Annotated in this window: 7 protein-coding genes; all 7 read left to right on the plus strand. The window is 64.4% G+C overall.

Going from position 1 to position 11,665, the window contains the following annotated elements; translation table 11 throughout:
• Positions 1-569: 569 nt before the first annotated feature.
• The 7 genes from J4862_RS01175 to J4862_RS01205 all read left to right on the plus strand — a co-directional run bounded on the left by J4862_RS01175 (position 570) and on the right by J4862_RS01205 (position 11,232).
• Positions 570-3,191, plus strand: coding sequence for a valine--tRNA ligase (locus J4862_RS01175; protein WP_211788923.1), 2,622 nt, complete (start codon positions 570-572; stop codon positions 3,189-3,191).
• Positions 3,191-4,063 carry a 1-acyl-sn-glycerol-3-phosphate acyltransferase gene (locus J4862_RS01180; protein ID WP_211788924.1) on the plus strand — a complete coding sequence of 291 codons (873 nt, stop codon included), beginning with the start codon at positions 3,191-3,193 and terminating at the stop codon, positions 4,061-4,063. Before J4862_RS01175 ends, J4862_RS01180 begins: the two co-directional genes overlap by 1 nt.
• A 9-nt stretch (positions 4,064-4,072) precedes the next feature.
• Positions 4,073-5,071, plus strand: coding sequence for a GNAT family N-acetyltransferase (locus J4862_RS01185; RefSeq protein ID WP_211788925.1), 999 nt, complete (start codon positions 4,073-4,075; stop codon positions 5,069-5,071).
• Positions 5,029-5,439 carry a YraN family protein gene (locus tag J4862_RS01190; RefSeq protein ID WP_211788926.1) on the plus strand — a complete coding sequence of 137 codons (411 nt, stop codon included), beginning with the start codon at positions 5,029-5,031 and terminating at the stop codon, positions 5,437-5,439. The genes J4862_RS01185 and J4862_RS01190 overlap by 43 nt, the downstream gene beginning before the upstream one ends.
• The gene (locus J4862_RS01195) at positions 5,440-6,408 is read left to right on the plus strand and encodes a GSCFA domain-containing protein (protein WP_211788927.1); all 969 of its coding nucleotides are present in this window, start codon (positions 5,440-5,442) and stop codon (positions 6,406-6,408) included.
• Complete coding sequence (locus J4862_RS01200) at positions 6,405-8,906, plus strand: bifunctional UDP-N-acetylmuramoyl-tripeptide:D-alanyl-D-alanine ligase/alanine racemase (protein ID WP_211788928.1); 2,502 nt, start codon at positions 6,405-6,407, stop codon at positions 8,904-8,906. The genes J4862_RS01195 and J4862_RS01200 overlap by 4 nt, the downstream gene beginning before the upstream one ends.
• Before the next feature lie 88 nt (positions 8,907-8,994).
• Complete coding sequence (locus tag J4862_RS01205; RefSeq protein ID WP_211788929.1) at positions 8,995-11,232, plus strand: GH92 family glycosyl hydrolase; 2,238 nt, start codon at positions 8,995-8,997, stop codon at positions 11,230-11,232.
• The last annotated feature ends 433 nt before the right edge of the window (positions 11,233-11,665 follow it).

An 11,665-nucleotide genomic window follows, 5' to 3' on the forward strand; every position in this document is an offset into this window, starting at 1 on the left:
GATGTTATTTGTCACTTGTGTCGGTGGGCGCGGCCTTGGGGGCGGGCGCTCGACCATGGAGGGCGTGGGCAAAGGCTATGCCAAAGGAGCGAAGCTCCGCTGTGGGCTGCCAAGATGGCAGAGTATCTGCAAAGCACTTGTCTTCCCTGGGTCAGCAGGGCGGTACGGACTGCCTTCGCCGCTGAGGAGCCTTGTACTCTAGGCGTGCTCTGAGCGAGGTCTGCCGCGGCTCGGGCTTAGGGAGGGGCACCCTTTAAGGATATCCCTCAGGGTGCTGAGGGGTATCAGTGGGCGCCCTGAGGGACGTCCGTCAGGAGGCTGAGGGATATCAGTCAGCGAGGGGAGGTAAGGGGTGGGGGAGAAGCGCTGCCGTGAGGGGAGTGGGGCGAAGGAAGGGACGGAGCTGCCCCAGGAGGCGGAGCGGCCGCGCGCGTGACGCGTCCCTGCTCTACGTAGAAATGCGTAAATTTGTACCCTCTAGCGTGCTGGGGCTAGGGCCTCCCGCCCTGACCCTAGCGCGTCTGACATGCGTATACATATATAATATAGATAGACCTCACGAAGCCATTATGGACTTAGCTACGAAGTACAGCCCCGAGGCTGTGGAGAGCCGCTGGTATCAATACTGGATGGAGCACAAGCTCTTCCACTCGAGCCCCGATGCTCGTCCTGCCTATACCATCGTCATCCCTCCGCCCAATGTGACGGGGGTGCTGCACATGGGGCACATGCTCAATAACAGCATCCAGGACATCCTGGTACGCCGTGCGCGTATGCGTGGCTTCAACGCCTGCTGGGTCCCCGGCACCGACCACGCCTCCATCGCTACGGAGGCCAAGGTCGTCGGGCGTCTGGCCGCTCAGGGCATACAGAAGACCGACCTGACGCGTGAGGCCTTCCTCGAGCACGCCTGGGACTGGACGCGTGAGCATGGGGGCATCATCCTCGAGCAGCTCAAGCGCCTCGGTGCCTCCTGCGACTGGGAGCGCACGGCCTTCACCATGGACGAGGAGCGCTCGCAGAGCGTCATCGACGTCTTCGTAGACCTCTACCGCAAGGGACTCATCTACCGCGGCGTTCGCGTCGTCAACTGGGACCCCAAGGCGCAGACGGCACTCAGCGACGAGGAGGTCATCTATCAGGAGCAGCAGGGCAAGCTCTACTACCTCCGCTACTTCGTCGAGGGCGAGGATCGCTACGTGGTCGTAGCTACGACCCGCCCCGAGACGATCATGGGCGACACCGCGGTGTGTATCAACCCCAATGATGAGCGCTACCGCGACCTCAAGGGCAAGCGCCTCATCGTACCCCTCGTAGGTCGCTCGGTGCCCATCATCGAGGACGAATATGTAGACATAGAGTTCGGTACGGGTTGCCTCAAGGTGACGCCGGCCCACGACATCAATGACTACGTGCTCGGGCAGAAGCATCAGCTCGAGACGATCGATATCTTCAATAATGACGGGAGTCTCAATCAGCACGGCGGCGCCTATGCTGGGATGGATCGCTTCGATGTGCGCAAGCAGATCGAGCTCGACCTCCAGGCAGCTGGCCTGATGGAGAAGGTCGAGGCCTATACGAATAAGGTAGGGCACTCCGAGCGTACCTTCGTCCCCATCGAGCCCAAGCTGTCGATGCAGTGGTTCCTCAAGATGGAGACCCTCGCCAAGCCTGCTCTCGATGCGGTGATGCAGGACGAGGTCAAGCTCCATCCTGCGAAGTTCAAGAACACCTACCGCTACTGGATGGAGAACATCAAGGACTGGTGCATCAGCCGCCAGCTCTGGTGGGGGCATCGCATCCCAGCCTATTACCTCCCCAGTGGGGGCTTCGTCGTCGCTGCCAGCGATGAGGAGGCGCTGCGTCTGGCACAGGAGCAGGATCCCAGCCTCACGGCGGCAGACCTTGTCCGCGAGAGTGACTGCCTGGATACCTGGTTCTCCTCTTGGCTGTGGCCGATCACGGTCTTCGCCCCTGCGCTGAGCGAGGGGAACAAGGAGCTCGACTACTACTACCCGACCTCCGACCTCGTGACGGGTCCCGATATCCTCTTCTTCTGGGTGGCACGTATGATCATGGCGGGCTACGAGTTCCAGGGCAAGAAGCCCTTCGAGAACGTCTATCTGACGGGGATCGTGCGCGACAATCAGGGCCGCAAGATGTCCAAGACATTGGGCAACTCCCCCGACCCGCTCGACCTGATCGACAAGTACGGCGCCGACGGCGTGCGTATGGGGCTCATCATGAGCGCGCCAGCGGGGAATGATATCCTCTTCGACGAGAGCCTCTGCGAGCAGGGGCGCAACTTCTGCAACAAGCTCTGGAACGCCTTCCGCCTCGTCAAGGGCTGGACGGCAGACGCCGTCGTAGCTCCGCAGCCCGAGGCCTCGCGCCTGGCGAGCTACTGGATGCGCCAGGTGCTCAACGAGGCGGCCACCGAGCTGGAAGACCTCTTCGCCAAGTACCGCATCAGCGAGGCGCTGACGCTCGTCTACAAGCTCATCCGTGACGACTTCAGCTCCTACTACCTCGAGCTGATCAAGCCCGCCTACGGCACGCCCATCGACCAGCAGACCTGCCAGGAGGCGCTGGACTTTTTCGACGAGGTACTGCGCATCCTGCATCCCTTCATGCCCTTCATCACCGAGGAGCTATGGCAGAGCCTCAGCCCCCGTGCCGAGGGCGAGAGCATCATGTACGCCCAGCAGCGTGCCGCCGAGGCTGTCGACACGGCCTTCCTCAGCCGCTTCGCTGCCGTACAGGAGGTCATCACCGCCGTGCGTAGCCTGCGCACCAGCAAGAACCTCTCCCCCCGCGAGGAGCTGACCCTCGAGGTCTCCCCCAGCTACAGCACGGAGCTGGACGAGGTGCTGACCAAGATGGCAGGCCTAGCGACCATCGACCGCTCGGGGCAGCGTAGCGAGGGCGCAGTGAGCTTCATGGTCGGGACGGACGAATTCGCCGTACCCATGGCTGCCTACATCAATGTAGAGGAGGAGCTGGCCAAGCTGCGTGCCGACCTCGAGTACCAGCAGAAGTTCCTCGCTGGGGTGACGAAGAAGCTGAGCAACGAGAGCTTCGTGGCGAAGGCGCCCGAGGCCGTCATCGCCCTCGAGCGTAAGAAGCAGGCCGACTGCGAGAGCCGTATCGCCACCATCGAGCAGAGCATCCGCCAGCTGGAGGGCAAGTAATGCAGACCCCACTCACCGAGCATCCCGACTACACGTCCCAGCACCACCCCTTGGCTATCCATATAGGGGAGGTGCTGGAGGCGAAGGTCGGCAAGCGCCTGCCACGCCCTATCCTCCGCACGCTGGAGCGTATCATCCACCAGCGGGAGATCAATGATGTCCTCTACCGCTACGGGCATCTCGAGGGTCGGGACTTCCTGGCGGGGCTGATGCAGGAGTTCCGCCTGACGACCGAGTGGGTACACCCCGAGCGCCTGCCCGAGAATGGGCGCTGCATCTTCGTCTGCAATCATCCCCTCGGTGGCATGGACGGCATCACCCTCTGCCACATGCTCGGGGAGCGCTACGGCGCCGTGCGCTACATGGTCTCGGATCTCCTCTACTACCTCAAGCCCCTACAGCCTGTCTTCCTCCCCGTCAATAATCGGCAGGGCGCGCAGGCTCGCGGCGCTATCCAGCTGATGCAGGAGGCGCTGGAGGGCGATGCGCCTATCGGCAGCTTCCCCGCAGGCTCCTGCTCTCGTATCTTCGATGGGCAGCTGCAGGACAGACCTTGGCACAAGACTTTCGTCAGCCAGGCGATCAACTACCAGCGCGACGTCGTGCCGCTGCACTTCGTCGGGCGCAACTCCCGCCACTTCTACTGGGTGTGGCACCTCAAGAACGCCTTGCGCATGAAGTTCGACCCAGGACAGGCCTTGCTGCCTGATGAGCTCTTCCGCGCTCGGGGCAGCCACTACACCGTCCTCGTCGGGGAGCCCATCTCCTGGCAGAGCCTCAGAGACAGCACGCTGACGCCGCTCGAGGAGGCGCAGCGCATCCGCGCCCTGAGCTACCAGCTCCGCGAGGAATACGACCGCACGCACCGCTAAGTGCATACTATGTACACCACACCGATCATCGCACCCATAGATAAGGCGCTGATACGTGCCGAGCTGACGCCCGACAAGCTCCTGCGCCAGACCAACAAAGGGGGCAACGAGCTCTACGTCTTCCACGCCCTGAGCGCTCCGCATACCATGCGTGAGATCGGGCGCCTACGTGAGGAGGCCTTCCGCTACTACGGCGGCGGCACGGGTAAGGATTGTGATATTGATAGCTTTGACTTAGATCCCGAGGGCTATCGACAGCTCATCGTATGGGATCCCGCAGAGGAGGCCATCCTCGGCGGTTACCGCTTCGTCTTCGGCGACGAAGTGGGCTATGATGCCGCCACGGGCAAGCCACGGCTCGCGACGGCAGAGATGTTCGACTTCAGTCCGCGCTTCCTCAGCGACTACCTACCTTATACTATAGAGCTGGGCCGCTCCTTTGTCTCGCTGCCCTACCAGTCTACGCGTATGGGGGCCAAGAGCCTCTTCGCCCTCGACAACCTCTGGGACGGGCTGGGCGCACTGACGGTGCTCAACCCCGAGATGCGCTACTTCTACGGCAAGGTGACGATGTATAAGGACTACGATCGGCACGTGCGCAACCTCATCCTCTACTTCCTCTCGCAGCACTTCCCCGACCCTGAGCAGCTCGTCACGCCGACTGAGCCGCTGCCGATAGAGGTCGATGAGGCGGAGGTGCGGGAGCTCTTCCAGCTCGAGGACTTCGCCTCGGACTACCGCTCCCTCAACCGTGCGGTGCGTGCCCTAGGGCTCAACATCCCGCCGCTCGTCAGTGCCTACATGGCGCTCTCCCCCGAGATGCGCGTCTTCGGCACGGCGATCAACCATGAGTTCGGCCTTGTCGAGGAGACGGGTATACTCATAGCCATCGACACCATCATCCCCTCCAAGCGGAGCCGACACATAGAGACCTTCGAGCCCGCGGAGGCACAGAGTGACCTGCTATGGACGAACATCTCAAGACGGGTGCGCTTGGTGAAGAGCTAGCCTGCCGCTACCTCGAGGCCAAGGGCTACAGCATCCTGGAGCGCAACTGGCGCTCGGGGCATCGCGAGCTGGACCTCATCGCTCAGCGTGGCCCGACGCTGGCCATCGTCGAGGTCAAGACCCGCAGCGCGGGCAGCCTCCTCAGGGCTCGCGACAGCGTCAGTCAGCGTAAGCAGTCCCTCCTCATCCAGGCTGCCGACCACTACGTACGTACCCGAGGCCTCGAGCTGGACGTACGCTACGACATCATCGCCATAGATATCGCCAGCGACCGCAGCTACACGCTGGAGCACATCGAGGCTGCCTTCTACCCGCGTCTAGGCAGTCACCGCCGCTCACGCCGCTCCGCGACTAAGCCCCACAAGTAGATGATCGCGCTCTCGACTCCCGTCGGCCTCCCGCCCGCGCCGCCTAGACTCAGCTATGGTCAGGCTGTGATGAGCCTCGGCTCCTGCTTCAGCCAGAGCATCGCCACACGCCTCAGAGCTGGCGCGCTGGACGTCCTGGTCAATCCCTTCGGCATTCAGTACAACCCACTCTCCATCGCCGCTGCGCTGGAGCGTATCCTTGAAGACCGTCCCTTCGAGGCGGACGAACTCGTGAAGACCAGCGGCGGCTACGCCTCGCTCCTGCATCACGGCAGCTTCACCCGCCGCCGACGGGAGGATGCGCTGGAGCTGATGAACTCCCGCCTCGAGCGTGCCGCGGCTCAGCTCCAGCGCCTGGACTTCCTCCTCCTTACCTGGGGCACGAGCTACGTCTACCGCTGGGGCGAGACGGGCCGTGTGGTGAGCAATTGCCACAAGCTCCCCGAGCGGCTCTTCCACCGCCAGCGCGTGAGCCTCGACGAGCTCGCGGCGTGCTGGCTGCCGCTGCTGGAGTGCCTCTTCGCCCTACGTCCCGAGCTCCAGATCATCACCACGGTCAGCCCTGTGCGCCACCTGCGCGATGGAGCGGTGGGCAATGCGCGAAGCAAGGCCACGCTCCTGCTGCTCTCCGAGCTCCTCGCGGAGCGCTACCCCGAGCAGCTGCACTACTTCCCCTCCTATGAGCTGATGATGGATGAGCTGCGGGACTACCGCTACTACGCCGAGGACATGACGCACCCCTCAGAGCTGGGCGAGCGCCTTATCGCCGAGCGCCTCACCCAGTGGTGGCTCAGCCCCGAGGCGCAGCGAGGCATCACTGAGGCGGAGCGCCTCCTCAGTGAGCTGCGCCACCGTCCTCTCTCCAGCGAGCCCGAGGCGCACCGTGAGCGGCTGGAGCGCCTGGAGGCTAAGCTCGCCGCCTTCTACCGCAAATATCCCTCCGCCCTAGACCTAGCAGCACTCGTATGAACTCCTCCCTAGCTCCCAGCCTTAGCCCCCAGCAGATTGTCCAGCTCCTCGGCGCCAGGACCGAAGCCCTGCCCTACGCACGTCCTGTGCAGTGGCTGCTCACCGATAGCCGCTCGCTGACCTCGCCCCGCGATAGCCTCTTCGTCGCGCTGCGTACGGAGTCGGGCGACGGGCAGCGCTATGTCGCGGAGCTCTATGAGGCGGGCGTCCGCCACTTCCTCCTGCATGAAGGGAGCCTCCAGGCAAGTGCCTATCCCGAGGCCAACTGCTACTTCGTCCCCGACACGCTGGCGGCGCTGCAGCTTTTGGCGGCCGCGCATCGTGCCTCCCTCCCCGCGCTGCAGCTCGTGGCTATCACGGGCAGCTACGGCAAGACCATCGTCAAGGAGCTCCTCTATCAGCTCCTCTCGCCGCGCTACAGCTGCTACCGCAGTCCACGCAGCTACAATTCACAGCTCGGCGTGGCACTCTCGCTGCTGGGGCTGAGAGCCGAGCACGAGCTGGCCTTCATCGAGGCGGGCATCTCGCAGCCTGGGGAGATGGCAGCGCTTGCGGCGATGATCCAGCCCGAGGTCGGTGTCTTCACAGGGCTGGGCAGTGCCCATCAGGAGCACTTCGCCTCCATGGAGCAGAAGCTCGAGGAGAAGCTCCAGCTCTTCGCCTCCGCGCGCTGCATCATCTACCCCAAGGATAAGGGCTGGATCAGCGCGCGTATCGAGGAGCGCTACCCCGCGGAGCGCCTCCGCAGCTGGAGCTACCAGGATCCCAAGGCCACACTCTATATCCCCCATAGCCTCACCCATGCCGATCGCTGCGAGCTGACCTGCATCTACAGGCAGCAGGCCTACGAGCTGGTGCTGCCCTTCACGGACGCTGCCTATATCGAGGACGCGCTGACGGCGCTCTGTCTCGTGGCGGAGCTTGCCCCTGAGCTCCTCGGCGAAGCGAGCCTCTGCAGTAGGCTGCGCCCCGTGAGCATGCGCCTCGAGGTCAAGGAGGGCGCGCGGGGCTGCACGCTGATCAATGACTACTACAGCTGCGACCTGCAGAGCCTGCCGATAGCGCTGGATTTCCTGCGTCGCCGTGCCGATAGCTCGGGGATGCGCCGCGTGCTCGTCCTCTCCGATATAGAGGGCAGTGGGCTGAGCGATGAGGAGCTCTATGGCGAGGTCGCCCGCTACCTCAGGGACTACGAGGTCCAGGAGCTCTATCTCGTCGGGCCGCGTAGTAGCGGGGAGGCGAAGCGCTTCGACTTTATCCCCTGCTCCTGCTATCCCGATACGGAGACGCTCCTGGGCTCGCGCGTGCTGGAGCAGCTCTCGGGCGTCTGCCTGCTACTCAAGGGGGCGCGGCGCTTTGCCTTCGAGCGCCTCTACCGCAGCCTCTCGGCGCACGTGCACCAGACGGTGCTGGATGTCGACCTCAGCGCCGTCGTCTCCAACCTCAATCACTACCGCAGCCTCCTGCCCCCAGGACATCCCCTGATCTGCATGATCAAGGCCGATGGCTATGGCGTCGGGGCGGTCGAGCTGGCGCGTACGCTGCAGGAGCACCGCGTGGACTACCTCGCTGTGGCCGTAGCTGATGAGGGGCGCGAGCTCCGCGAGGGGGGCATCAGCACGCATATCATGGTGATGAACCCCGAGCTCAGCACGGCCGATACGCTCTTCGAGCAGCGCCTCGAGCCCGAGGTCTATAGCTTCGCCCTTCTGGAGGGGCTGGCGCGCGCTGCCGAGGCGCACGGGCTCAGCGACTACCCGATACATATCAAGGTGGATAGCGGCATGCACCGCCTCGGCTTCTCGGCCGAAGATATCCCCGAGCTGGCCGCGCAGCTGGCGCAGCTCCCTGCGCTGAGAGTCAGCAGCATCTTCTCCCACTTCGCTGCCTCCGACGAGGGCGAGGCGAAGCGCTCCTTCACCGAGGGGCAGTACCGCTACCTGCTGGGGGCGGCCGAGGAGCTTAGCCAGCGGCTGGGCTACCGCCCGCGCTACCATATCCTCAATACGGCGGGCATAGAGCGCTACCCCGAGTACGCGCTGGATATGGCGCGCCTCGGCCTCGGCCTCTACGGCATCAGCCCCACGCAGCTGCCCGGCACGACGCCTATAGCGCGCCTCTCGACCGTCATCCTGCAGCTGCGCGAGCTCCCTGCGGGCGAATGTGTCGGCTACGGCTGCCGTGGGCTGACGCAGCGCCCCGCACGCATCGCCGTCATCCCGATAGGCTATGCCGATGGTTTCAGCCGTAGGCTCAGCAATGGCGCCTATGCGGTCTCCGTGCACGGCGTCCTCTGCCCGACCATAGGCAACGTGTGTATGGATGCCTGTATGATCGACGTCACCGAGGTGCCCGAGGTCGCCGAGGGGGACGAAGTGCTCATCTTCGGCGAAGAGCCTCGCCCCATTCAAGCCCTCAGCGCGGCCCTCGACACCATCCCCTACGAGGTGCTGACGACACTCTCCCCCCGCATCCAGCGCCGCTACTGGCGTGAGTAGGCTAGGGCTCTGACGCTGCTCCTCGGCACGGCGCTGCCCCTCGTCCTCCCTTCCTCCCGCTTTGCTCACTACATATATATACTATACGATGCAGCTCCCGAGTCTCCTTCGCCGCCTAGGCCTCGCCCTTGCTGTCCTAGGTCTCGCCCTCGAGGTGCAGGCTCAGACGCCCGCAGCAGTGCGCCCCTCCTATGCCGAGCTCGTGGATCCCCTTACGGGGACGCTGAGCAGCTACGAGCTCAGTGCGGGCAATACCTACCCCGTCATCTCCCGCCCCTGGGGGATGAATAGCTGGACGCCCCAGACGGGGAAGATGGGCGACGGCTGGCAGTACACCTACACGGCTCAGAAGCTCTGCGGCATCAAGCAGACGCACCAGCCCAGCCCCTGGATCGGGGACTACGGACAGTTCGCCTTCCTCCCTATGGTCGGTGCCTCCCCGCGCTTCGGCGATGAGGAGCGCGCCTCGCACTTCAGCCACAGGGCCGAGCGGGCACACCCCTACAGCTATGAGGTCTATCTGGCGGACTACGATACCCAGCTGCGCCTAGCGCCTACCGAGCGCGCTGCCGTCTGCGAGATCACCTACCCGAGCTATAGCAAGCCCGAGGAGCGCTGGCTCGTCATCGACGCCTACGATGGGGGCAGCGAGCTGAGGCAGACCTCACCGCGGACGCTCGTGGGCGTCAGTCGGCGCAATAGCGGGGGCGTGCCCGCGGGCTTCGGCTGCTACTTCATCTTCACCTTCGAGGAGCCCATCAGCCTTGTCCAGTTCAAGGAGATCAAGGGTGAGGGGGGCACGCGGGCGCTCGCTGCCGTACGGCTCTCCTCCACCAAGCCCCAGCAGCGCCTCTGGGTCGCCTCCTCCTTCATCAGCCCCGAGCAGGCGGAGCTCAACCTCCAGGAGACCGCGGGGCGCGACTTCGCCACCATCGCCCGTGAGGGCAAGGCCGTGTGGAATGAGCTGCTGGGACGCCTCGCCGTAGAGGACGAGCACCCCGAGCGGATGCGCACCTTCTACAGCATGCTCTACCGCTGCCTGCTCTTCCCGCGCCGCTTTTGGGAGCGCAACGCGGCGGGCGAGATCATCCACTACAGCCCCTACAATGGTCAGGTACTGCCCGGCTACATGTACACCGATACGGGCTACTGGGATACCTTCCGCGCGCTGATGCCCCTGATCAATCTCGTCTACCCCGACGAGGCAGGGCCTATGGCCGAGGGGCTGATGAACGCCTATCGCGAGAGTGGCTTCCTGCCCGAGTGGGCGAGCCCAGGGCACAGAGACTGCATGGTGGGGAATAACTCCGCCTCCGTCCTCGCTGACGCCTATCTCAAGGGGCTGGGGCGCCTTGAGGCCAAGGAAGTCGTCGCGGCGCTACTGCATGGGGCGAGTGCCGAGCATCCCACGATCGGCTCCACGGGGCGCAAGGGCTATCAGTACTACAATAAGCTCGGCTACATCCCCAGCGATGTCGGAATCAAGGAGCACGCTGCCCGCAGCCTCGAGTATGCCTACGCCGACTGGTGCATCGCCGAGGTGCTGCGACGCACGGGGGCGCCGAAGAAGCTGGAGGCCCTCTACCGCGCACGCAGCCAGAACTATCGCAAGCTCTACAACCCAGCCCTGGGGTGGATGCAGGGACGCAAGGCCGACGGCAGCTGGCAGCAGCCCTTCTCGGTCTACAAGTGGGGCGATGCCTTCACCGAGGGCAACGCGCTACACTACACCTGGTCGGTCTTCCACGACGTCCCAGGGCTCATGCGGCTGATGGGCGGTGCTGCGGGCTTCACGGCGCGCCTGGATAGTATCTTCTCCCTGCCGCCCCTCTTCGACGAGAGCTACTACGGCTTCGTCATCCACGAGATCCGTGAGATGCAGCTGATGAATATGGGCAACTACGCCCACGGTAATCAGCCCATACAGCACATGATCTACCTCTACGACTATGCGGGCAGGCCGCAGCGCACGCAGTGGTGGGTGCGTGAGGTCATGGAGCGCCTCTATAGCGCACGTCCCGATGGCTACTGCGGCGATGAGGACAACGGCCAGACCTCGGCCTGGTACGTCTTCTCGGCCCTGGGCTTCTACCCCGTCAATCCCGTCTCGGGCGAATATGCGCTGGGGATACCCTACTTCCGCCGCGTACGTCTGCAGCGCCCTGGGGCTAAGTCCTTCGTCATCACGGCCGACCGCCCCGAGGGGCGCTACGTGCGGCGGACGCTCCTCGGGGAGCAGCCGCTAGCGAAGCCCTTCCTCAGCTATCAGAGCATCCTCGAGGGTGGGCACCTGCACTTCGAACTCACGCCCCAGGCCGAGCCTTAGCAGGCCTCCCGCCTCGCGCAGCTCGTCCCGATCTTGAAGGGTACGGCCTTATCCCTCTAGCTCCCGAAGCCCGCGACTGGACGCCTCCAGCCGCGGGCTTCCTTCGTTTACGCGCGGGCTAGCCTTGAGGGGAGCAAGCCCGCTGCCCGTGCCCGTGGCGGACTGCGGCTAGCGGGGGAGGCCTCGTGAGGGATATCCGTCAGTCCTTTGAGGGACGCCAGTCGCGGGCGTGGGGGATATCCATCAGTGAGCTGAGGGATATCCCTCATGGGCGCTGGGGCTGGGGGGCACCTCGCGTGGAAGCCTTTGGCGCGGGTGCAGCCCCTTGGTGAGGCCTGTGGGAGCGGCCTTGGCGGCCAAGCTGGGGGGCGGGATGAGGCTCGAGAGTCAGCCGAGGGAAGGTGCAGTGGGGGACTTTTCGTATTTTTGCCCC

Origin of the sequence: Porphyromonas sp. oral taxon 275, assembly GCF_018127745.1 — a bacterium.
In the GTDB taxonomy this organism is placed as follows: Bacteria; Bacteroidota; Bacteroidia; order Bacteroidales; family Porphyromonadaceae; genus Porphyromonas.

Excerpts from the sequence above, each read along its gene's own strand:
- J4862_RS01175 (WP_211788923.1), top strand. The coding sequence starts at position 570 with ATGGACTTAGCTACGAAGTACAGCCCCGAGGCTGTGGAGAGCCGCTGG.
- J4862_RS01180 (WP_211788924.1), top strand. The coding sequence starts at position 3,191 with ATGCAGACCCCACTCACCGAGCATCCCGACTACACGTCCCAGCACCAC.
- J4862_RS01185 (WP_211788925.1), top strand. The coding sequence starts at position 4,073 with ATGTACACCACACCGATCATCGCACCCATAGATAAGGCGCTGATACGT.
- J4862_RS01190 (WP_211788926.1), top strand. The coding sequence starts at position 5,029 with ATGGACGAACATCTCAAGACGGGTGCGCTTGGTGAAGAGCTAGCCTGC.
- J4862_RS01195 (WP_211788927.1), top strand. The coding sequence starts at position 5,440 with ATGATCGCGCTCTCGACTCCCGTCGGCCTCCCGCCCGCGCCGCCTAGA.
- J4862_RS01200 (WP_211788928.1), top strand. The coding sequence starts at position 6,405 with ATGAACTCCTCCCTAGCTCCCAGCCTTAGCCCCCAGCAGATTGTCCAG.
- J4862_RS01205 (WP_211788929.1), top strand. The coding sequence starts at position 8,995 with ATGCAGCTCCCGAGTCTCCTTCGCCGCCTAGGCCTCGCCCTTGCTGTC.